The following is a 21,155-nucleotide window of genomic DNA, read 5'->3' on the forward strand; positions in this document are numbered from 1 at the left end:
GTCCGGCCCGCTCCGGATGTCGCATTGAAGAGGATTAGGCCACCCCTATCCAGTACAAAAGTAGCCATGCACGAACAATATCAGCCCCGTGAAATCGAAGCCGCCGCCCAGTCGTTCTGGGACGAGCAAAAGTCCTTTGAAGTCAGTGAACAGCCAGGCAAGGAGACTTACTACTGCCTGTCGATGTTCCCTTACCCCAGCGGCAAGCTACACATGGGGCACGTGCGCAACTACACCATCGGCGACGTCATCTCCCGCTACCAGCGCATGCTCGGCAAGAACGTCCTGCAACCGATGGGTTGGGACGCCTTCGGCATGCCGGCGGAAAACGCCGCGATGAAGAACAACGTAGCCCCGGCCAAGTGGACCTACGAAAACATCGCCTACATGAAATCCCAGCTGCGCAGCCTGGGCCTCGCGGTGGACTGGTCCCGCGAAGTCACCACCTGCAAACCGGATTACTACCGCTGGGAACAGTGGCTGTTCACCCGCCTGTTCGAAAAAGGCGTGATCTACCGCAAGAACGGTACCGTGAACTGGGACCCGATCGACCAGACCGTTCTGGCCAACGAACAGGTGATCGACGGTCGCGGCTGGCGTTCGGGCGCGCTGATCGAAAAACGCGAAATCCCGATGTACTACTTCAAGATCACCGCCTACGCGGATGAGCTGCTGGAGAGTCTCGACGAATTGACTGGCTGGCCGGAACAGGTCAAGACCATGCAGCGCAACTGGATCGGCAAGTCCCGCGGGATGGAAGTGCAGTTCCCGTACAACGTCGATTCGATCGGCGAAAGCGGCACCCTGAAAGTCTTCACCACCCGTCCGGACACCCTGATGGGCGCAACCTATGTTGCCGTGGCGGCCGAGCACCACCTGGCCGCTCTCGCCGCCAGGAACAACCCTGAGCTGCAAGCGTTCATCGCCGAATGCAAGGGCGGCAGCGTCGCCGAAGCCGACGTCGCCACTCAAGAGAAGAAGGGCCTGCCGACCGGCCTGTTCGTCGAGCATCCGCTGACCGGTGAAAAACTGCCGGTGTGGGTCGCCAACTACGTGCTGATGCACTACGGCGACGGCGCGGTCATGGCTGTGCCGGCTCACGACGAACGCGATTTCGAATTCGCCCACAAGTACAACCTGCCGGTCAAATCCGTGGTTCGCACCAGCTCCGGTGAAACCAACCCGGCGCCATGGCAGGATGCCTACGGCGAGCACGGCACGCTGATCAACTCCGGCGAGTTCGACGGCCTGGACTTCGCCGGCGCGTTCGACGCCATGGAAGTTGCCCTGATCAAGAAAAACCTCGGCGCCTCGCGCACCCAGTTCCGGCTGCGCGACTGGGGCATCAGCCGTCAGCGCTACTGGGGCTGCCCGATTCCGATCATCCACTGCGATGCCTGCGGTGACGTGCCGGTACCGGAAGACCAGTTGCCTGTCGTACTGCCGGAAGACGTGGTGCCGGACGGCGCCGGTTCGCCGCTGGCACGCATGCCCGAGTTCTACGAGTGCACCTGCCCGAAATGCGGTCAGCCTGCCAAGCGTGAAACCGACACCATGGACACCTTCGTCGAGTCGTCCTGGTACTACGCCCGTTACGCCTCGCCGCACTTCGAGGGCGGTCTGGTGGAAAAATCCGCAGCCGACCACTGGTTGCCGGTGGATCAGTACATCGGCGGTATCGAACACGCCATTCTTCACCTGCTGTACGCGCGCTTCTTCCACAAGCTGATGCGCGACGAAGGCCTGGTGAGCTCCAACGAGCCGTTCAAGAACCTGCTGACTCAAGGCATGGTGATTGCCGAGACTTACTATCGCCGCGAAGCCAACGGCGCCTATACCTGGTTCAACCCGGCGGACGTCGATCTCGAACGCGACGGCAAGGGCAACGTCACCAGCGCCAGACTGAAAACCGACGGTCTGCCGGTGGAAATCGGCGGCACCGAGAAAATGGCCAAGTCGAAGAACAACGGCGTCGACCCTCAATCGATGATCGACCAGTTCGGCGCGGACACCTGCCGCCTGTTCATGATGTTCGCCTCGCCGCCCGACATGAGCGCCGCGTGGTCCGACTCCGGCGTTGAAGGCTCGCACCGCTTCCTCAAGCGCGTCTGGCGTCTGGCTCAGGCCCACGTCACTCAGGGCCTGCCGGGCAAACTGGACATCGCCGGCCTGAACGACGAGCAGAAAGCCGTTCGTCGCGCGATCCACCAGGCCATCAAGCAGGCCAGCCACGATGTTGGCCAGAACCACAAATTCAACACCGCCATCGCCCAGGTGATGACGCTGATGAACGTGCTGGAAAAAGCAGCACAATCCACCGAACAGGATCGCGCGCTGGTTCAGGAAGGTCTGGAAGCCGTTACGCTGTTGCTGGCTCCGATCACCCCGCACATTTGCCACGAACTGTGGAATCAACTGGGCCACGCCGATCCTGTGATCGACGCCGGCTGGCCAGTGGTGGATGAAAGCGCACTCGTTCAGGACAGCCTGACCCTGGTGATCCAGGTCAACGGCAAACTTCGCGGCCAGATCGAAATGCCGGCTGCCGCGACCCGTGAAGAAGTCGAAGCGGCAGCCCGCGCCAACGAGAACGTGCTGCGTTTCGTTGACGGCCTGACGATTCGCAAAGTGATCGTAGTGCCCGGGAAACTGGTCAATATCGTCGCCAGCTAATTGGATCGGGCGTCAGGTGTGCCTGACGCCCAGTAAAACCTTTCGGGCCACAGAGTCGGCCCACATGGTTTCAAGGGGAGCAACACAATGATCAAACGCAATCTGCTGGTGATGGGCCTCGCCGTCCTGTTGAGCGCCTGCGGTTTCCAGCTGCGCGGCACCGGCACCAACGAACTGTCGATCAAGGAGCTCGATCTGAGCGCCCGCAACGCCTACGGCGAGACCGTGACGCAACTGCGTCAGGTGCTGGAGGCCAGCGGCGTCAAGGTCGTCTCCGGCGCACCGTACAAGCTGTACCTGGCCGATGAGCAGGAAAACCAGCGCATCCTCAGCTACGCCGGCGCCGGTCGTACTGGCGAATATCAGGTGAGCACCGTGCTCAGCTATGACATCCGCGGTGAAAAAGGCCTGTTGCTCAAAAGCGACAAGCTTGAAGTGCAGAAAGTGTTCATCCACGACGGCAACAACCTCGTGGGTTCCGATCAGGAAGCCAACGATGCGCGTCGTGAAACCCGCCGCGAACTGGTTCAGCGCATGATGCTGCGTCTGCAACAGCTGACACCGGCGCAGCTGGACGCTCTGCAGCAAACCGCCAATGCCCGTGCCAAGGCAGAGGCCGACGCCCTGGAAGCGGCGCAGAAGGCTGAAGCGGAAACCCCGCGTCAGTCGCCGCTCGAACTGCCGCAGCAGTAAGCCGTTCGGGGCGCGCAGGCGCCCCGTTCGCCCTCTCTTATGAAGCTCGCTCCCGCCCAACTCGGCAAACACCTGCAAGGCGCCCTTGCGCCGGTCTACATCATCAGCGGCGATGACCCGTTGCTGTGTCAGGAAGCTGCCGACGCCATTCGCAGCGCTGCCCGTCAGCAAGGGTTCGACGAACGCCAGGTGTTCGCCGCCGATGCCAATTTCGATTGGGGTACGCTGCTGCAGGCCGGTGCCAGCATGTCGCTGTTCGCCGAAAAACGCTTGCTGGAGCTGCGCCTGCCCTCCGGCAAGCCTGGCGACAAAGGCGCTGCCGCACTGATCGAATACTGCTCGCGCCCCGCCGAAGACACGGTACTGCTGATCAGCCTGCCCAAGCTGGACGGCAGCGCGCAGAAGACCAAGTGGGGCAAGGCGCTGGTCGAAGGTCAGCAGACCCAGTTCATCCAGATCTGGCCTGTGGATGCCAACCAGTTACCGAGCTGGATTCGCCAACGACTGTCTCAGGCCGGCCTCTCGGCCAGTCAGGACGCGGTCGAACTGATTGCCGCGCGGGTAGAAGGCAACCTGCTTGCCGCGGCGCAGGAGATCGAGAAGCTCAAGCTGATGGCCGAAGGCGGTCAGATCACCGTCGAAACCGTACAGGCGGCCGTGGCCGACAGTGCGCGCTTCGATGTGTTCGGCCTGACCGACGCGGTGCTCAACGGCGAACCGGCTCACGCCCTGCGCATGCTCGAAGGGCTGCGCGGTGAAGGGGTCGAGCCGCCGGTGATCCTCTGGGCCCTGGCCCGTGAGTTGCGCCTGCTGGCCAACATCTCGCTGCAGTACAGCCAGGGCACACCGCTGGACAAGTGCTTCAGTCAGGCCAAACCGCCGGTCTGGGACAAGCGCAAACCGCTGATGAGCAAGGCCCTGCAACGCTACTCGGCACAGCGCTGGGCGCAGTTGTTGCTTGAAGCCCAGCGCATCGATGCGCAGATCAAGGGCCAGGCAGCCGGTTCGCCGTGGATGAGCCTCAGCCGTTTGGCGCTGTTGATGGCGGGTCAGCGTCTGACATTACCTGCCGAATGAAACCCGGGATCGCATACTGCGATCCCGTTTTTTTTGCACAGACCATTTCCTACAGCACATCTCGCCTTCAGTCCTATAGACAGAAGCTCGACATCGGCAGATCATTTGCCGCGCAAAACTCACTCACTCGCGAGAAACCTTCATGAGCAAAAAGCCATCGAAACATGGCCACAACAAGGCCAAATCCATCGTCGCCCAACCCCTGTTCCGCAGCCGCCAGGAACGACCAACCAAGGGTAAAGGCAGCTACCGCCGCGAAGCCTTCCAGTCTGACAGCTGGGAGGCTTCTTACTTTCTGGCCGCTTGAAGCGCAGCACCCCTTCCTCATGTTAAGGTCTGCACCTGATTCGTATCCCCTGGACCTGTGCATGCCCCTCAGTCTTTCCCGTCGTTGGCCCGTTCGCCAACTGATCGCTGCCACAAGTTTCATACTGCTTGTCGCCTGCGCGGAGAAACCCACCGCCGCCGACGCGCAACCGCTTCAGACTGCTCCCATTGCCACGGCCCCCGCGATCGTCCCGCCGGTAGTGCCGTCCGGTGACGACCTCGATCTGCAACCAACCCAGACTTTCGCCGAGTGGCAGGCAGGTTTCCGCAAGGACGCCCTGGCCGCCGGAATTCGCGCTGACGTCTTTGACCGTGCCTTCGCCAACGTCAGTTTCGACGCCAGCGTGATCCGCGCCGACCGCAGCCAGCCGGAGTTCGCCCGGCCGGTCTGGGAATACCTGGACGGCGCCCTGTCGCCGCTGCGAGTACGTAAAGGCCAGGCCCTGATCAACCAGTACGCCGATATCCTGCAGCGCATCGAGCAACGTTACGGCGTCGATCGCCAGGCACTGGTGTCGGTATGGGGGATGGAGAGCAATTTCGGTCAGTTCCAGGGCACCAAATCGGTGATCAACTCCCTGGCGACCCTGGCCTACGAAGGTCGCCGCCCGGGCTTTGCCCACGCGCAACTGATAGCGGCGCTGCAAATCCTGCAACAGGGCGACATCACACCGGAGAAAATGCTCGGCTCCTGGGCCGGTGCCATGGGCCAGACCCAGTTCATCCCGACCACCTACAACACCCACGCCGTGGATTTCGATGGTGACGGCCGCCGTGACATCTGGGGCAGCCCGGCTGACGCCTTGGCATCCACCGCGCATTACCTGCAAAGCTCCGGCTGGCAGCGTGGCCAGCCTTGGGGCTTCGAGGTGCAGCTGCCGAGCGGTTTCAACTACACCCTGGCAGATGGCGCGATTCGCAAGAGCGTCGCCGAATGGCGGCAACTGGGTGTGATTCTGCCCAACGGCGGCCAGGCACCAGCCGGCTCCGAACAACTGTCAGCCGCCCTGCTGTTGCCGGCCGGCTATCGTGGCCCGGCGTTCCTGATACTCGATAACTTCCGGGCGATCCTCAAATACAACAACTCGTCGTCCTATGCTCTGGCGGTGAGTCTGTTGTCCGAACGCTTCAACGGTGCCGGGCTGATCAATGGCAGTTGGCCGAAAGATGACCTGCCGCTGAGTCGTACCGAACGCATCGAGCTGCAAAACCTGCTGACCGCGCGCAACTACGACGCGGGCACCGCTGACGGCATCATCGGCGCCAATACGCGCAAGGCGATCCGCAGTGCGCAGCAGTCCTTGGGCTGGCCCGCAGATGGCTATCCGACGCACAAACTGCTCGAAAGCCTGCGCAACCAGTAAAAGCATCGCGGGCAAGCCCGCTCCCACAGGTTTAGAGGTGATCGCAGTATCTGCGTACAACCTGAAAACCGTGGGAGCGGGATTGCCCGCGATGACTGACTATGAGGCGATCAGTCTCTACGCCTTGATCACCACATCCTGTTCCAGCATCAACTCCTTCTTTCCTGCATCCAGTCGAACCAATGCCCCCAGCGGCAACGTCAGGTTCGGATCGCAGTGCCCGCTGCGCCAGCCTGACAGCACCGGAATCCGCAGTGGTGCAAAGGTCTGCCTGAGCAAGCGGTTCAAGGCCTCGACATCCACGCCCGCCACATCCCCGACCAGCACGCCGCGCAATCTGGCCAACTTGCCCGCCAGACGCATCTGAGTCAGCAAGCGGTCGATCCGGTACAGCGGCTCGTTGATGTCCTCGATGAGCAGAATCACCCCTTCGACGTCGATTTCGTATGGCGTGCCCAGGGTCGCGGCGATCATTGCCAGATTGCCACCCAGCAGACGCCCGTGGGCAATGCCGGGCTCAACCGTGGTCAACGGATAAGCCGCCGGATGACTCAGTACACTGCCGGTCTTCAATTGACCGCGCAACATGGCGAAAAACGACGTCACCGTTGGTGGCTCCTTGTCACCCAGCAGATCGGCATTCAACAGCGGCCCGTGAAAGGTCACGAACCCTGCGTAGCGACTGATCGCCAGATGCAGTGCAGTGATGTCGCTGTAGCCAACGAACGGCTTGGCATGACGCGCCAACAGATCGTAGTCGATTTGATCCAGCAGGCGCGGCGTGCCGTAACCGCCACGCAGACAGATGATTGCGTCAACCTCGGGATCAGTGAACGCCGCGTGCAGATCGTTCAGTCGCACCTCGTCGCTGCCGGCCAGATAGCCATCTTTCTCGTAGACGCCAGGGAACACCCGCAAACCGTAACCCCGGGCGCGCATCCACTGAACGGCTTTTTCAGTCTCCAGTGTGCCGGGACCGGCAGGTGCAATGACACCTATCAGCCCTTCCGACGGCAGCGCCGGCACAGGCTTGTGCGGAAAAAGGGTGTGGGTCGGTCGAACGGTCATCCATGGATCTCCCTGTGTGAAGTCATGCTCACACAGTAGTCAGGAACGGCGACAAACAGAAGAGCTTCAGCTGCGCCGCAGTTTGCAGGAAAAGTCGATAACGAGTGTAGGCCGGACAAAAAAATGCCCGCCGGGTGGTAAACCCCGGCGGGCACTTTCTCATTCAGCGCTGAATCAGGAACCGAGCAGCTCGGCCTTGACCAGTTTCGCTTGCTCGTCGGCGTGGTACGAAGAACGCACCAACGGGCCGGACGCGACGTTCTTGAAGCCCATCTTGTAACCTTCCTCGGCGAACCAGGCGAAGGTGTCCGGGTGCACAAAACGCTGCACCGGCAAGTGGCTGCGGGACGGTTGCAGGTACTGGCCCAGGGTCAGCATGTCGATGTCGTGTTCGCGCATGCGCTTCATGACCTCGATGACTTCGTCGTCGGTCTCGCCCAGACCCAGCATCAGGCCGGACTTGGTCGGAATGTGCGGCATCATCTGCTTGAAGCGTTGCAGCAGGGTCAGCGACCACTGGTAGTCCGAACCCGGACGCGCAGCCTTGTACAGACGCGGCACGGTTTCCAGGTTGTGGTTGAACACATCCGGCGGCTCGGCCGCGGTGATTTCCAGGGCGATGTCCATGCGGCCACGGTAGTCCGGGACCAGGGTCTCGAGCTGCACGTTCGGCGACAGTTTACGGATTTCGCGGATGCAGTCGGCAAAGTGCTGGGCACCGCCGTCACGCAGGTCGTCGCGGTCTACCGAAGTGATCACCACGTACTTGAGCTTCAGGTCGGCGATGGCGATGGCCAGGCTTTGCGGCTCGTTGACGTCCAGTGGTTTCGGACGACCGTGGCCGACGTCGCAGAACGGGCAGCGACGGGTGCAGATGTCGCCCATGATCATGAAAGTGGCGGTGCCGCCGGAGAAGCACTCGCCCAGGTTCGGGCAGGAGGCCTCTTCGCAGACGCTGTGCAGCTTGTGCTTGCGCAGCAGGCTCTTGATGCGGTCGACTTCCGGCGAAACCGGGATGCGCACGCGGATCCAGTCGGGTTTCTTCGGCAGTTCGGTGGTCGGAATGATCTTCACCGGGATGCGTGCAACCTTCTCGGCGCCGCGCAGCTTGACGCCCGCTTCAACCTTGGGACGCGGGGCCGGGCGCTCGGTCACGTCGAGCGTCGGGATCATGGTTTGCACTGCATCAGTAGTCATATCAGTCGATTCCGCCCGTCAGGGTCGTCTGCTCAGCATAGTCGAGGTGTTTGACGAGCTGCGCGCGCAGCCGGGCACTTACCTCGGCAAATTCAATCGATCCTGCGTGATCGCTCAGCTGGGTCATCGCCAGCCCGGCATAGCCGCAGGGATTAATCCGTCGAAACGGCTCCAGGTTCATGTCCACGTTCAGGGCCAGGCCATGAAAGGAACAACCGTGGCGAATCCGCAAACCCAGAGAAGCGATTTTCGCTCCGTCGACATAGACGCCGGGAGCATCTGGCTTGGCCACTGCGGTGACGTCATAGCTGGCCAGCAGCTCGATCAGGCACCGCTCCATGCGCGTGACCAGGTCGCGGACGCCAAAACCCAGTTTGCGCACATCCAGCAGCAGGTACGCCACCAGTTGGCCGGGGCCATGGTAAGTCACCTGCCCGCCGCGGTCGACCTGCACCACCGGGATATCTCCCGGCAGCAACAGATGTTCAGCCTTGCCGGCCTGCCCCTGGGTGAACACCGGAGGGTGCTCGACCAGCCAGATTTCGTCGGCGGCATCGCTGCCGCGTTCGTTGGTGAAGCGTTGCATGGCATGCCAGACCGGCTCGTAAGCCATCTGGCCAAGTTCGCGAAAGCCCAGCGTGCCCGGCATCACAACACCATGTGTACGAAGCCGGTCGCCCGCAGTTCGCTGTTGATGTTGTACAGCTGATCCTGGTCGGTCGCGACGATGTGCAACTGGATGGTGGTGTACTTGCCGTTGCTGCTTTGACGCTCGTCCACACGCTCATCGTTGATCTTCGCGTGTTTCTTGACGATGTCGATGATCTTGTCTTTGTTGCCGACGCCCGTATCGCTGATCACCTTAACCGGATAATCAACCTGGGGGAATTCGATCTTTGGCGCCTTTACTTCGGTGTCGGTCATGGCGTAACGGCCTCGTAAGCGTAAGCCCGGTAACGAACAAGGCCCCGCTCCGGAAGGGAACGGGGCCATGCAGGTCAACTCGTATCAGTTGAACAAGCCGTAGAAGAATAGACGGATGCTATCCCACATGCGGCGGAAGATACCACCCTCCTCGACAGCGTCCAGAGCGATCAGATCGGCGCTGTGCACCACCTTGTCGTCCAGTTTCACTTCGACTTTACCGATCACGTCGCCCTTGGCGATTGGCGCGGTCAGTTGCGGGTTCATGGTCATGCTGGCAGCGAGCTTCTTCAGCTGGCCTTTCGGCAGGGTCATGGTCAGGTCTTGTGCCAGGCCGGCCTTGACCTGGCTGGTGGTGCCTTTCCATACCGGGGCCTGAGCCAGTTCGGTGCCCTTCTGGTAGAAGGTCTGGGTTTCGAAGAAGCGGAAACCGTAGGTCAGCAGCTTCTGGGTTTCGGCGGCACGAGCCACTTCGCTGTTGGTACCGAACACCACGGCGATCAGGCGCATGCCGTCACGTACGGCCGAGGACACCATGCAGTAGCCGGCTTCGTCGGTGTGACCGGTTTTCAGACCGTCAACGGTCTTGTCGCGCCACAGCAGCAGGTTGCGGTTAGGCTGTTTGATGCCGTTCCAGAAGAACTCTTTCTGCGAGTAGATCGCGTAGTGAGCCGGGTCTTCGTGGATGATCGCGCGAGCCAGGATCGCCATGTCGTGAGCCGACGAGTAGTGCTCTGGGTTCGGCAGACCGGTCGGGTTCATGAAGTGGGTGTTGGTCATGCCCAGATCGGCGACGGTCTTGTTCATCAGGTCGGCGAAGGCATCTTCGCTGCCGGCGATGTGTTCAGCCACCGCGACGCTGGCGTCGTTGCCGGACTGGATGATGATGCCGTGCAGCAGGTCGCTGACAGTCACCTGCGAGCCGACCTTGATGAACATCCGCGAACCGCCGGTGCGCCAGGCGTTTTCGCTGACGGTCACCGGGTCGTTTTCACCGATCTGGCCGCGACGGATTTCCAGCGTGGCGATGTACGCGGTCATCAGTTTGGTCAGGCTGGCCGGCGGCAGACGCTGGTCACCGTTGTTCTCCACCAGCACGTTGCCGCTGTTGGCATCCATGAGCACGTAGGCTTTGGCGGCCAGTTGTGGTGGCGACGGCATCATCTCGGCCGCGAAGGCGGCTGGCGAGAGGAGCAGCGGGACTAGCAGACACAGGCGTTTGGCAAAGGTGGTGATGTTCATCCGTCTCTCGAAATCGCTAATGGAAACTGCCCGAAGGCAAAATTAATCAGATGGCTTTCTAACGGGCCATCGCGTGTTCAGTTGCTCACTCCAGTCACCCTTTGCCGGGCTTTTGTTCTTCGACGAGCCAACAACCTGGCTCACCCCCCAATCGCTGGTGAACCGTCAATCAAGTGCTACGTATTGCTTACTCGGTGACCACGCTTGGCGAACCAAGGTTGGCCGAGCGCACGCTGTTCTGAACCTGGGCAATTTCACCCGGCGAGCCGATCGGTCCCAGGCGTACCCGGTGCAGGGTCTGCTGATTGCGCACGATCGAGCTGATGAACACCGGAGCGCTCACCATCCCGCTGAGCTTCGACCTCAGGAGTTCTGCAGCGTCCGGGTTGGCGAACGCGCCCACCTGCAGATACTGGCCAGACGCTGGTGCAGAAGCGTTTTTTTTTGCGCTGATCTGTACAGGTACAGTGTCAGAGGCATGTTGCTGCGGCGGTGGAGTCCACTGCTCGATGGTACCGGCCGAAGCCGTGATCACCGGCGCGCTATTCTGCGCGACTTGCGGCTCGTTGAGCATCAAAGGCGCCGGACGGCCCTTGGCGGCCCACCATTGTTGCGGGTCGATGCCCTCGACCTTGACCCGCGCGGTGCCGATTTCGGCATAACCGAGCTTTTTGGCCGCGGCGTAGGAGAGGTCGATGATCCGGTCCGAGTAGAACGGCCCGCGGTCGTTCACCCGCAGGATCACGCTCTTGTTGTTGTCAAGGTTGGTCACCCGAACGTAACTTGGCAGCGGTAAGGTCTTGTGGGCGGCACTCATGCCGTACAGGTCATAGACCTCGCCATTGGCGGTGTTCTGACCGTGGAACTTGGTGCCGTACCAGGACGCGGTGCCCGAGGCCACGTAGGTCTTGGATTCCTGCAACGGGAAGTAGGTCTTGCCCAGCACGGTGTACGGGTTGGCCTTGTACGGGCCGGTGTGCAGGGTCGGCGTGGCGTCCGGAATGCGCGACACGTCAACGTCCCACCACGGCGCACCGTCCTTGTGGGCCCGGTTGATGTCCAGACCCGGCTGGGCACGAACGGTGTTGGAGGCGTATTTCTGAGTGGGCGCACGACTGGTCGAGCAACTGGCGACCAGGACCGCCAACGCGGCGAATGCCACCAGCTTCAGGGGTTTGTTGATAGGCAATGCCTGCATTACTTGACGCCCCGTGCTTTTACCAGCTCTTCAGACAGTTGATGTACAGCCATGGCGTACATCACGCTGCGGTTATAACGCGTGATCGCGTAGAAATTCTTCAGGCCCATCCAGTATTCCGGGCCATTGTCGCCTTCCAGGCGAAATGCAGTAACCGGCATATCATCGCGCAGCGCATCATGACTTGACCAGCCCAGCGCTCGCAACTCCCCGACGGTTTTCGTCGGCTCAATGCCAGTGGTCAGGCCCTCATCCACCTGCTCGCCGCGCACATCGGCACGACTGACCACCGGCTCGCCGGCCACCCAGCCGTGACGCTTGAAGTAGCTGGCAACGCTGCCGATCGCATCATCCGGGTTGTTCCAGATATTGATGTGGCCATCGCCGTCGAAATCCACCGCGTAGGCGCGAAAACTGCTCGGCATGAACTGCGGCAGGCCCATCGCCCCGGCGTAGGACCCCTTGAGGGTCAGCGGGTCGACCTGTTCCTCGCGAGCCAGCAGCAGAAACTCACGCAGCTCCTTGCGGAAAAATTCGGCACGGGGAGGATAGTCGAAACCCAGCGTGGACAAGGCATCGATCACCCGGTAATTGCCGGTATTACGTCCGAAAAAGGTCTCGACGCCGATGATCGACACGATCACTTGAGCCGGAACGCCGTACTCCTGCTCGGCACGTGCCAGTACCGCCTCGTGCTGGCGCCAGAAGTCCACACCCCGGGCAATGCGCGCGTCGGTGATGAACATCGGCCGATATTCTTTCCACTGTTTGACGCGTTCGGCGGGTTTGGAAATCGCGTCGAGAATCGCCTGCTTGCGCTGGGCCTCGCGGAACACCGCCATCAGTTGCTCGCCGGCGAAGCCGTAGTCGCGGGTCATTTCACCGACGAATTCGGCCACCTGGGGCGAGCCTTCGTAATCGCCGGCCAGCGCTTCCTGCGCGCTGCCAAGGATGCCTACCAGGCCGAGCCACGGTGCGTATCGTGTCGCCCAGTCACGCATTACTTGCATTGAACTCTTCACCTTATTCAAACCTGTGCGATCCACTTGCGATGCGTATGGATCGACATCAAAACCCCAAACGCTGACAGCAGCGTCACCAGCGAAGTTCCGCCGTAGCTAATGAACGGCAACGGCACCCCTACGACCGGCAACAGGCCACTGACCATACCGATGTTGACGAAAACATAAACAAAAAACGTCATCGTCAAGGCGCCGGCGAGCAATTTGCCGAACAGTGTCTGCGCCTGGGCGGTAATCACCAGGCCGCGACCGATCAACAGCAGGTAGATCAGCAACAGCGCACAGATGCCCACCAGTCCGAACTCTTCGCCCAGCACCGCAATGATAAAGTCGGTATGGCTTTCCGGCAGGAAGTCCAGGTGCGACTGGGTGCCCAGCAGCCAGCCCTTGCCGAACACGCCGCCGGAACCGATGGCAGCCTTCGACTGAATGATGTTCCAGCCGGTGCCCAGTGGATCGCTTTCCGGGTCGAGGAAGGTCAGGATCCGCTGCTTCTGGTAATCGTGCATGATGAAGAACCACATGGCGATCGCCACGGGTACGGCGGCGGCCAGCACGCTGAGGATCCAGCGCCAGCGCAATCCGCCCATGAACAGCACGAACGCACCGCCGGCCAGAATCAGCAGCGAAGTACCCAGATCCGGCTGACGCACGATCAGAATGAACGGCACACCGATCAACATGAGACTGATCCCGACGTGCTTGAGCTGCGGCGGCAGTGTGCGCTTGGACAGGTACCAGGCGATGGTTGCCGGCATCAGGATCTTCATGAATTCCGACGGCTGGAAGCGGATCACCCCGGGAATGTTGATCCAGCGGGTCGCGCCCATGGCGTTGTGGCCCATGATGTCCACCACCATCAGCAGCACCACCCCGACCACATAACCGAGCGGCACCCAGCGGGCCATGAACCGTGGTTCGAACTGGGCGATGACGATCATCGACACCAGGCCGATACCGAACGAAGTGGCCTGCTTGGCCAGCAGGTCCCAGCTCTTGCCGCTGGCCGAATACAGCACGAACAGGCTGCCGGCGGCGAGGATCAGCAACAGGACCAGCAAAGGTCCGTCGATATGCAGACGTTGCAACAGCGTCGCCCGGCGACGCATCACATCCTCGCTGGAGAGCATGCGATCGAAATTATTCTTCACGGGCCGTAGCCTCCGCACTGATTGGGCTGGCGTATTCGGCCTTCAAGCGTCCGTCCTGATCCAGCAGCCAGGCGTCCATCACCTGACGCACCACGGGCGCGGCGACGCCGGAACCGGACTCACCGTTCTCGACCATCACCGACACCACGATTTTCGGGTTGTCGGCCGGTGCAAAACCGACGAACAGGGCGTGGTCGCGGTGGCGTTCCTGCACCTTGGAGCGATCGTATTTCTCGCCTTGCTTGATCGCGACCACCTGGGCCGTACCCGACTTGCCGGCGATCCGGTATTGCGCGCCGATCGCCGCCTTGCGCGCCGTACCCCGGGCACCGTGCATCACCTGCTGCATGCCGTGATTGACCTTGTTCCAGTCCGACGGATCGCGCAGGACGATGTCCGGCATCGGGTTTTCATCCTTCGGCTTCTCGCCTTCGATGGTCTTGGCCAGGTGCGGACGGTTCCACACACCCTTGTTGGCCACCAGCGCGGTGGCCTGGGCCAGTTGCAACGGGGTCGACTGCATGTAGCCCTGGCCGATCCCGAGGATCAGGGTCTCGCCCGGGAACCACGCCTGCTTGCGGGTGGCGCGTTTCCACTCGCGCGAAGGCATCAGCCCTGGAGATTCTTCGAACATGTCCAGCGAGACCTTCTGGCCGATGCCGAACTTGTTCATGTAGGCCGACAACCGGTCGATGCCGAGCTTGTGCGCCAGGTCATAGAAGTAGGTATCGTTGGACCGCATGATCGCCGTGTCGAGGTCGACGAAGCCGTCCCCGGTGCGGTTCCAGTTGCGATATTTGTGGTCATAGTTGGGCAGCATGTAGTAACCCGGGTCGAACACCCGGCTCGACGCCGTCACCACGCCGGCGTCCAGACCGGCAATCGCCACCGCCGGTTTGATCGTCGAACCCGGCGGGTACAGACCGCGCAGCACGCGATTGAACAGCGGCCGGTCGATAGAATCACGCAGTTCGGCATACGCCTTGAAGCTGATGCCGGTGACAAACAGATTCGGGTCGAAGCTCGGCTGACTGACCATGGCCAGCACCTCACCAGTACTCGGGTCCAGCGCCACCACCGCACCGCGTCGCCCGCCCAGCGCGGCCTCGGCGGCTTCCTGCAACTTGATGTCAAGGCTCAGGACGATGTCCTTGCCCGGCACCGGGTCGGTACGCTTGAGTACTCGCAGTACGCGGCCCCGGGCGTTGGTCTCGACCTCTTCGTAACCCACCTGGCCGTGCAGCTCGGCTTCGTAGAAACGCTCGATGCCAGTCTTGCCAATATGGTGAGTGCCGCTGTAGTTGACCGGATCGAGGGTTTTCAGCTCTTTCTCGTTGATCCGCCCCATGTAACCCACCGAGTGCGCAAAATGCGCGCCCTGCGGATAGTGACGAACCAGTTGCGCCACCACTTCCACCCCGGGCAGCCGGAACTGGTTCACCGCGATCCGGGCGATCTGCTCCTCGGTCAGCTCGAACAGGATCGGCACCGGCTCGAACGGCCGACGCCCCTGGCGCATGCGCTTTTCGAAGATCACCCGGTCTTCCGGCGTCAGCTCCAGCACTTCGACGATCACGTCGAGTACCTGCTGCCAGTCGCCGGAGCGTTCCCGGGTCATACTCAGGCTGAAGCTCGGACGGTTGTCCGCCACCACCACGCCGTTGCGGTCGTAAATCAGGCCACGGGTCGGCGGAATCGGCTGGACATGGACGCGGTTGTTTTCCGAGAGGGTCGAGTGATACTCGTACTGAATCACCTGCAGGAAATACAGCCGGGCAATCAGCACACAGATCAGCAGCACCACCGCAATGGCCCCGAACACGACGCGGCTACGCACCAGACGGGCGTCTTTTTCGTGGTCCTTGATGCGGATCGGCTGGGACATGAGGGCAGGATTACTTGTGGTAAGGGTGGCCGGACAACACGGTCCAGGCACGATACAACTGCTCGCCGATGAGGATGCGCACCAGCGGGTGCGGCAACGTCAGCGGCGACAGCGACCAGCGCTGATCCGCGCGGGCACAGACTTCCGGCGCCAGCCCTTCCGGGCCGCCGACCATGAAATTGACCGTGCGCGAGTCCAGCCGCCAACGGTCGAGCTCGCCCGCCAGCTGCTCGGTGCTCCAGGGCTTGCCGTGCACTTCGAGGGTGACGATCCGCTCGTTGTGCCCGACCTTGGCCAGCATGGCTTCGCCTTCCTGACGGATGAAGCGGGCCACGTCGGCATTCTTGCCACGGGTATTGAGCGGAATTTCCACCAGTTCCAGTGCCAGCTCGGACGGAAGACGCTTGGCGTATTCATGCCAGCCTTCTTCCACCCACTTGGGCATGCGTGAACCGACGGCGATCAGTCGCAGTCGCACAGCGCGGCCCTTACAGCTGGTCTTTGTTGAGCTTGGTGAAGTGCTCGTGGGTGTTTTCCGGGCTGTGGTGCTTGGCGTCCGCCGCACGGCTTTGCTCGGCACCGGCCCACAGGCGCTCCAGGTCGTAGAACTGACGAGCCGAGGCGGTCATCATGTGCACGATCACCAGGTCCAGGTCCAGCAGCACCCAGTCGCTGTCGCCCTTGCCTTCTTCGCCCAGCGGCCTGGCGCCCTGCTTTTTCACTTCTTCGCGAACCTTGTCCAGCATCGCGTTGATCTGGCGGTTGGACGTACCGGTGGCGATGATCATGTAGTCAGTGATGCTTTGCTTGTCGCGCACATCGATGATCTGGATGTCCTGGGCCTTGACGTCTTCCAGGGCGGCCACGGCAATCTTGACCAGCTCGTCACCTTTCAGCGGCTCGCTGGTGTTGACCGGCTCTGGCAGCGGAGCGCTCTTGAACGTGCCTTTGCGCTTTACTTTGGTTTGGTCTTTGTCAGTCATATAAAACTCGTTTTGCTCATGTATTCGGCGTCTCGTCCCACGATGATCGTGTTACTTGAGCACGCCTTGTTCAGTTCGACGCACGGTACAGACCGTGCGCATCGATGTAGGCCAGGACCGCGTCGGGCACCAGGAAACGTACCGACTTACCGCTGGCCAGCAGTTGACGGATCTGGGTGGCGGAGACCGCGAGCGGTGTCTGCCAGACGAATGCAATCTGTCCGCTCGGCCCTTTCAGGGCCAGCGGGTCGCTCACCGAACGCGCTGCCAGCAGGTTGCGCAAGGCATCCGGCGGTTCGCTGTCGGCGTCCGGGCGCTGTAGCACCAGGATGTGGCAATGCTGGAGCAACTCCTCCCAGCGGTGCCAAGTGGGCAGGCCGCAAAATGCGTCCCAGCCCAAAAGCAGAAAAACCTGGGTCCCGGCGGCCATTTCGGCACGCAGCGACTCCAGGGTATCGATGGTCCAGGACGGCTTGTCCCGCTGCAGTTCGCGGGCGTCCACCACCAGCGGCGGCACACCGGCCACCGCACATTCAACCATTGCCAACCGATCCTGCGCCGACACCTGCGGGGTATCGCGATGCGGCGGCCGGGCGCTGGGCATCATGCGCAGCTCATCGAGGGCCAGCGCTTCGGCAACTTCCAGTGCGCCACGCAAATGGCCGACATGCACCGGATCGAACGTACCGCCCAGAACGCCAATGCGCTGGGGACGAGACTTTCTGCCGGACTTCGGCGTTTTCAGGTCGAGGTCGGACAAGTCAGACCGTCGCCTGGCCGCGCAACTGGCCATCACCGACCACGATGTATTTCTCGCAGGTCAGTCCTTCGAGGCCCACCGGGCCACGGGCGTGCAGCTTATCAGTAGAAATGCCGATCTCGGCACCCAATCCGTATTCGAATCCATCGGCGAAGCAGGTCGGGGTGTTGATCATCACCGACGCCGAGTCGACCTGAGCCACGAACTGGCGGGTGTCGGCGAGATTTTCGCTGACGATCGAATCGGTGTGGTGGGAGCCGTAATGGTTGATATGTTCGATGGCCTGGTCCAGACCGTCGACCACGCGGATCGACAGAATCGGCGCCAGATACTCGGTGCTCCAGTCTTCTTCGCTGGCCGGCACGGCATCGATGATCGCCCGGGTGCGCTCGCAGCCACGCAGCTCGACGCCTTTTTCGCGGAACTGCTTCGCCATCGACGGCAGGAAACCCTTCGCAACACTTTGATCGACCAGCAGAGTCTCCATCGCGCCGCAGATGCCGTAGCGATAGGTCTTGGCATTGAAGGCAATGCGCTGGGCTTTCGGTAGATCGGCGTGTTCGCCGACATAGACGTGGCAGATGCCGTCCAGATGTTTGATCACCGGTACACGGGCGTCACGGCTGATGCGCTCGATCAGGCCACGACCACCGCGCGGCACGATCACATCGACGTACTCGGGCATGGTGATCAGCGCCCCAACGGCGGCGCGGTCGGTGGTTTCCACCACTTGCACCACGGCGGCCGGCAGTTCGGCTTCGGCCAGACCGCGCTGGATGCAGGCGGCAATCGCGCGGTTGGAATGAATCGCTTCGGAACCACCGCGCAGGATGGTCGCGTTGCCGGATTTCAGGCACAGGCTCGCGGCATCGATGGTCACGTTGGGACGGGATTCGTAGATGATCCCGATCACGCCCAGCGGCACACGCATCTTGCCGACCTGAATGCCCGACGGACGGAAGCTCATGTCGCGGATCGCACCGACCGGGTCCGGCAGCGCTGCGACCTGACGCAGACCGACGATCATGCCGTCGATGCGCGCCGGGGTCAGTTCCAGACGCTCCAGCAGTGCAGGCTCCAGACCGTTGGCGCGACCGGCGGCCAGATCCTGTTCATTGGCTGCTGCAAGCTCGGCGCGGGCGGCATCCAGGGCATTGGCGGCAGCCAGCAGGGCGCGGTTTTTCTGCGCGGTGCTGGCACGGCCGATGACCCGGGAAGCTTCGCGGGCGGCGCGACCCAATCGGGTCATGTAGTCAAGAACGGACTCAGTCATGGTCTGCTGGGGTCTTGGCAAAGAGGAAAGCGGCAGATTATAGCTGTCGCGTCCCGGGACTAACAGCGGTGACGGGCGGATGGTCGAAATGGACGGCGATTTGCCGATGTTCAGCCGTAATTAAGGCTCGGATTGTTATCATCACGACCTCTTTCACCTGGATAAACACCGTTTGCCATGTCCAATCTGACCGTTCGTGCCCACGCCGAGCGCCTGCCGATGGGCCTTCCGGACGCTTTTTTCGACCGTGACGCCCAGACGCTTGCCCGGGATCTGCTCGGCAAAGTCATCCGCCATCGCGTCGGCGACCTGTGGCTCAGCGCCCGGATCATCGAAACCGAAGCGTATTACTGCGAAGAAAAAGGCAGCCACGCGTCCCTCGGCTACACGGAAAAGCGTAAAGCTTTGTTTCTGGATGGTGGCCACATCTATATGTACTACGCCCGTGGCGGCGACTCGTTGAATTTCAGTGCCCAGGGGCCTGGCAATGCGGTGCTGATCAAATCGGCCTATCCATGGGTCGACGAGATCAGCGGCCCGGCCAGTCTCGCGCAAATGCTGCTGAACAATCCCGATGCTCAGGGCCACCCGCGCCCCTCGCAGAAACTCTGTGCCGGGCAGACTCTGCTGTGCAAGGCACTGGGACTGAAGGTGCCGGTGTGGGACGCCAAGCGCTTCGACCACGAAATACTGCTGGTGGAGGACACCGGCCCTGCGCCGGGGCACATCATCCAGACCACCCGCCTGGGCATCCCCCGCGGGCGCGACGAGCACCTGATGTATCGCTTCGTCGACGCAGCCTACGCCCAGTGGTGCACCCGGAACCCGTTGCGCCGGGGTCAGGTCGAAGGGCGTGATTACTTTCTGCTGTGAAATTCCCCTCTGCGGTACGCCGACCTGGGACATCAATGAAATGGAGTGCTTTGTATGGGCCCATGGCTCGATAGCGTGACCGGATGGCTGGCCGCCAACCCGCAGTGGCTGGCCGCTGCGGTATTCATCGTGGCCTTAGTCGAGTGCCTGGCGATTGCGGGGATCATCGTTCCCGGCACAGTGCTGCTGTTCGCCGTGGCGGCACTTGCCGGCAGCGGCGCGTTGTCACTGAGCGAGACCCTGTTGCTGGGCTTTCTCGGCGGGATTCTTGGCGACCTGGTTTCGTATTTCCTCGGACGCCACTTCCATCAGAACATCCGGCGCCTGCCGGGACTGCGTCATCACCCGGAGTGGATGGCCGGCGCGGAGACCTATTTCCAGCGCTACGGTATTGCCAGTCTGCTGGTCGGGCGTTTCATCGGTCCGCTAAGGCCGATGCTGCCAATGGTCGCCGGGATGTGCGACATGCCCTTCCCGCGCTTCGCTGCCGTCAGCCTGCTGGCGGCGGCGGGCTGGAGCATTGCCTACCTGCTGCCGGGCTGGGCCACCGGGGCGGCGATTCGTCTGCCGTTGCCGGAAGGCTTCTGGCTGCAGGCAGGAATCGTCGCCGGCAGCATCGCGGTGATGGTCGGCCTGAGCGCCAACAGCAGCCTGCGCCGCCATCGCCGGACGACGGTCTGGATCAGCAGCATGAGCCTGTTGATCCTGATCGCGCTGTTCATCGGTTATCCGTATCTGACAGCACTCGATCAAGGCGTCATGACCCTTGTGCAGGAACACCGCAGTGCGGCGCTCGACGAAGTTGCGGTGGTTTTCACCCTGATCGGCGAATTCCGCAACATGCTGGTGTTCAGCATTCTGCTGACCGGCCTGTTGCTGCTGTGCCGCCAGTGGCGTCAGGCGATCTTCGCCGGCAGTACCTTGCTCGTCACCGCACTGGCCAACACCGGAACCAAACTGTTTTTCGCCCGGGTACGCCCGGAAGTGCTGACCGACCCGATCACCAGTTACAGCATGCCCAGCGGCCACGCGTCCGGGTCGTTCGCGCTGTTTTTGACACTGGCGGTGCTGGCCGGACGCGGGCAACCGCCAAGACTGCGCCTGACCTGGCTGTTGATCGGCTGCATTCCGGCGCTGGCGATTGCTCTGTCACGGGTGTATCTGGGAGCACACTGGCCGACGGATGTCCTGGCCGGTGCCATGCTCGCCGCCTGCGTCTGCGCAGCGAGCCTGTGGCTGACTCAGCGCCGCTCCCCGCTTGAAGCGATGCCGCAAAAGGTCTGGTGGCTGGTGCTGCCTGCGCTGGTCGCCCTGTTCGGTTTTTTTGTATTGCGGCATTTGCCACACACCTTGTTGCGATATGCCTACTGAGCCCGCGCTCAATGCTCATCGGTGCATCCGGCGCCGATGAGCGTCATCAAACATTTGGCAAAGCAAATGCTCAT

General features: G+C 61.9%; 20 protein-coding genes. 7 read left to right on the forward strand and 13 right to left on the reverse strand.

Annotated elements, in window-relative coordinates; all coding sequences use genetic code 11:
- Nucleotides 1-66 precede the first annotated feature (66 nt).
- The 5 genes from leuS (at nucleotide 67) to NE357_RS25255 (ending at nucleotide 6,134) form a co-directional block, all read left to right on the forward strand.
- The gene (gene leuS, locus NE357_RS25235) at nucleotides 67-2,673 is read left to right on the forward strand and encodes a leucine--tRNA ligase (RefSeq protein WP_169432059.1); all 2,607 of its coding nucleotides are present in this window, start codon (nucleotides 67-69) and stop codon (nucleotides 2,671-2,673) included.
- Nucleotides 2,674-2,760: 87 nt separating this feature from the next.
- A complete protein-coding gene (locus NE357_RS25240) occupies nucleotides 2,761-3,366 on the forward strand; it encodes an LPS-assembly lipoprotein LptE (RefSeq protein ID WP_169432060.1) in 606 nt (201 codons plus the stop codon).
- Nucleotides 3,367-3,405: 39 nt separating this feature from the next.
- A complete protein-coding gene (gene holA / locus NE357_RS25245) occupies nucleotides 3,406-4,443 on the forward strand; it encodes a DNA polymerase III subunit delta (RefSeq protein ID WP_007960578.1) in 1,038 nt (345 codons plus the stop codon).
- A 142-nt stretch (nucleotides 4,444-4,585) separates the two neighbouring features.
- Nucleotides 4,586-4,750, forward strand: coding sequence for an alternative ribosome rescue factor ArfA (gene arfA / locus NE357_RS25250; RefSeq protein WP_007958672.1), 165 nt, complete (start codon nucleotides 4,586-4,588; stop codon nucleotides 4,748-4,750).
- A 61-nt stretch (nucleotides 4,751-4,811) separates the two neighbouring features.
- On the forward strand, nucleotides 4,812-6,134 hold the full coding sequence (locus NE357_RS25255) for a lytic murein transglycosylase (protein ID WP_169432061.1): 1,323 nt from the start codon (nucleotides 4,812-4,814) through the stop codon (nucleotides 6,132-6,134).
- A gap of 117 nt (nucleotides 6,135-6,251) precedes the next feature.
- Here the strand turns inward: NE357_RS25255 and NE357_RS25260 are convergent, their stop codons facing one another.
- From NE357_RS25260 to NE357_RS25320, 13 genes are all read right to left on the reverse strand, one after another.
- On the reverse strand, nucleotides 6,252-7,202 hold the full coding sequence (locus NE357_RS25260) for a S66 peptidase family protein (RefSeq protein ID WP_169432062.1): 951 nt from the start codon (nucleotides 7,200-7,202) through the stop codon (nucleotides 6,252-6,254).
- Nucleotides 7,203-7,376: 174 nt separating this feature from the next.
- A complete protein-coding gene (gene lipA, locus NE357_RS25265; RefSeq protein ID WP_169432710.1) occupies nucleotides 7,377-8,375 on the reverse strand; it encodes a lipoyl synthase in 999 nt (332 codons plus the stop codon).
- A gap of 25 nt (nucleotides 8,376-8,400) precedes the next feature.
- Complete coding sequence (gene lipB / locus NE357_RS25270; RefSeq protein WP_169432063.1) at nucleotides 8,401-9,048, reverse strand: lipoyl(octanoyl) transferase LipB; 648 nt, start codon at nucleotides 9,046-9,048, stop codon at nucleotides 8,401-8,403.
- On the reverse strand, nucleotides 9,048-9,323 hold the full coding sequence (locus NE357_RS25275) for a DUF493 domain-containing protein (protein ID WP_007958664.1): 276 nt from the start codon (nucleotides 9,321-9,323) through the stop codon (nucleotides 9,048-9,050). The genes lipB and NE357_RS25275 overlap by 1 nt, the downstream gene beginning before the upstream one ends.
- A gap of 84 nt (nucleotides 9,324-9,407) precedes the next feature.
- On the reverse strand, nucleotides 9,408-10,565 hold the full coding sequence (locus NE357_RS25280) for a D-alanyl-D-alanine carboxypeptidase family protein (protein WP_169432064.1): 1,158 nt from the start codon (nucleotides 10,563-10,565) through the stop codon (nucleotides 9,408-9,410).
- Nucleotides 10,566-10,752: 187 nt separating this feature from the next.
- Complete coding sequence (locus tag NE357_RS25285; RefSeq protein WP_169432065.1) at nucleotides 10,753-11,763, reverse strand: septal ring lytic transglycosylase RlpA family protein; 1,011 nt, start codon at nucleotides 11,761-11,763, stop codon at nucleotides 10,753-10,755.
- A complete protein-coding gene (gene mltB, locus NE357_RS25290) occupies nucleotides 11,763-12,773 on the reverse strand; it encodes a lytic murein transglycosylase B (RefSeq protein WP_085712282.1) in 1,011 nt (336 codons plus the stop codon). Before mltB ends, NE357_RS25285 begins: the two co-directional genes overlap by 1 nt.
- A gap of 17 nt (nucleotides 12,774-12,790) precedes the next feature.
- Nucleotides 12,791-13,894 carry a rod shape-determining protein RodA gene (rodA, locus tag NE357_RS25295; protein WP_085712360.1) on the reverse strand — a complete coding sequence of 368 codons (1,104 nt, stop codon included), beginning with the start codon at nucleotides 13,892-13,894 and terminating at the stop codon, nucleotides 12,791-12,793.
- A 31-nt stretch (nucleotides 13,895-13,925) separates the two neighbouring features.
- Nucleotides 13,926-15,821 (reverse strand): penicillin-binding protein 2, encoded by a 1,896-nt coding sequence (gene mrdA / locus NE357_RS25300; protein WP_169432066.1) that lies wholly within the window; start codon nucleotides 15,819-15,821, stop codon nucleotides 13,926-13,928.
- A 10-nt stretch (nucleotides 15,822-15,831) separates the two neighbouring features.
- Entirely contained in the window at nucleotides 15,832-16,299 is a 468-nt protein-coding gene (gene rlmH / locus NE357_RS25305; RefSeq protein WP_169432067.1) for a 23S rRNA (pseudouridine(1915)-N(3))-methyltransferase RlmH, read from the reverse strand.
- A 10-nt stretch (nucleotides 16,300-16,309) separates the two neighbouring features.
- Nucleotides 16,310-16,804, reverse strand: coding sequence for a ribosome silencing factor (gene rsfS / locus NE357_RS25310; RefSeq protein ID WP_169432068.1), 495 nt, complete (start codon nucleotides 16,802-16,804; stop codon nucleotides 16,310-16,312).
- A gap of 70 nt (nucleotides 16,805-16,874) precedes the next feature.
- Nucleotides 16,875-17,597 carry a nicotinate-nucleotide adenylyltransferase gene (gene nadD / locus NE357_RS25315; RefSeq protein ID WP_249314343.1) on the reverse strand — a complete coding sequence of 241 codons (723 nt, stop codon included), beginning with the start codon at nucleotides 17,595-17,597 and terminating at the stop codon, nucleotides 16,875-16,877.
- Nucleotides 17,566-18,837, reverse strand: coding sequence for a glutamate-5-semialdehyde dehydrogenase (locus NE357_RS25320; protein ID WP_169432069.1), 1,272 nt, complete (start codon nucleotides 18,835-18,837; stop codon nucleotides 17,566-17,568). Before NE357_RS25320 ends, nadD begins: the two co-directional genes overlap by 32 nt.
- Before the next feature lie 177 nt (nucleotides 18,838-19,014).
- Between NE357_RS25320 and NE357_RS25325 the strand changes: the two genes are divergently transcribed.
- Complete coding sequence (locus NE357_RS25325; protein ID WP_169432070.1) at nucleotides 19,015-19,710, forward strand: DNA-3-methyladenine glycosylase; 696 nt, start codon at nucleotides 19,015-19,017, stop codon at nucleotides 19,708-19,710.
- 54 nt (nucleotides 19,711-19,764) lie between these two features.
- Nucleotides 19,765-21,081: a bifunctional DedA family/phosphatase PAP2 family protein gene (locus NE357_RS25330; RefSeq protein WP_169432071.1), complete on the forward strand. Its 1,317-nt coding sequence runs from the start codon at nucleotides 19,765-19,767 to the stop codon at nucleotides 21,079-21,081.
- Nucleotides 21,082-21,155: the final 74 nt, after the last annotated feature.

The organism is Pseudomonas sp. G7(2022) (genome assembly GCF_052660475.1).

What these genes read in the sequence shown, in the direction of transcription:
- leuS (WP_169432059.1), top strand. Translation starts at nt 67, where the DNA reads ATGCACGAACAATATCAGCCCCGTGAAATCGAAGCCGCCGCCCAGTCG.
- NE357_RS25240 (WP_169432060.1), top strand. Translation starts at nt 2,761, where the DNA reads ATGATCAAACGCAATCTGCTGGTGATGGGCCTCGCCGTCCTGTTGAGC.
- holA (WP_007960578.1), top strand. Translation starts at nt 3,406, where the DNA reads ATGAAGCTCGCTCCCGCCCAACTCGGCAAACACCTGCAAGGCGCCCTT.
- arfA (WP_007958672.1), top strand. Translation starts at nt 4,586, where the DNA reads ATGAGCAAAAAGCCATCGAAACATGGCCACAACAAGGCCAAATCCATC.
- NE357_RS25255 (WP_169432061.1), top strand. Translation starts at nt 4,812, where the DNA reads ATGCCCCTCAGTCTTTCCCGTCGTTGGCCCGTTCGCCAACTGATCGCT.
- NE357_RS25260 (WP_169432062.1), bottom strand. Translation starts at nt 7,202, where the DNA reads ATGACCGTTCGACCGACCCACACCCTTTTTCCGCACAAGCCTGTGCCG.
- lipA (WP_169432710.1), bottom strand. Translation starts at nt 8,375, where the DNA reads ATGATCCCGACGCTCGACGTGACCGAGCGCCCGGCCCCGCGTCCCAAG.
- lipB (WP_169432063.1), bottom strand. Translation starts at nt 9,048, where the DNA reads ATGCCGGGCACGCTGGGCTTTCGCGAACTTGGCCAGATGGCTTACGAG.
- NE357_RS25275 (WP_007958664.1), bottom strand. Translation starts at nt 9,323, where the DNA reads ATGACCGACACCGAAGTAAAGGCGCCAAAGATCGAATTCCCCCAGGTT.
- NE357_RS25280 (WP_169432064.1), bottom strand. Translation starts at nt 10,565, where the DNA reads ATGAACATCACCACCTTTGCCAAACGCCTGTGTCTGCTAGTCCCGCTG.
- NE357_RS25285 (WP_169432065.1), bottom strand. Translation starts at nt 11,763, where the DNA reads ATGCAGGCATTGCCTATCAACAAACCCCTGAAGCTGGTGGCATTCGCC.
- mltB (WP_085712282.1), bottom strand. Translation starts at nt 12,773, where the DNA reads ATGCAAGTAATGCGTGACTGGGCGACACGATACGCACCGTGGCTCGGC.
- rodA (WP_085712360.1), bottom strand. Translation starts at nt 13,894, where the DNA reads ATGCGTCGCCGGGCGACGCTGTTGCAACGTCTGCATATCGACGGACCT.
- mrdA (WP_169432066.1), bottom strand. Translation starts at nt 15,821, where the DNA reads ATGTCCCAGCCGATCCGCATCAAGGACCACGAAAAAGACGCCCGTCTG.
- rsfS (WP_169432068.1), bottom strand. Translation starts at nt 16,804, where the DNA reads ATGACTGACAAAGACCAAACCAAAGTAAAGCGCAAAGGCACGTTCAAG.
- nadD (WP_249314343.1), bottom strand. Translation starts at nt 17,597, where the DNA reads ATGGCCAGTTGCGCGGCCAGGCGACGGTCTGACTTGTCCGACCTCGAC.
- NE357_RS25320 (WP_169432069.1), bottom strand. Translation starts at nt 18,837, where the DNA reads ATGACTGAGTCCGTTCTTGACTACATGACCCGATTGGGTCGCGCCGCC.
- NE357_RS25325 (WP_169432070.1), top strand. Translation starts at nt 19,015, where the DNA reads ATGTCCAATCTGACCGTTCGTGCCCACGCCGAGCGCCTGCCGATGGGC.
- NE357_RS25330 (WP_169432071.1), top strand. Translation starts at nt 19,765, where the DNA reads ATGGGCCCATGGCTCGATAGCGTGACCGGATGGCTGGCCGCCAACCCG.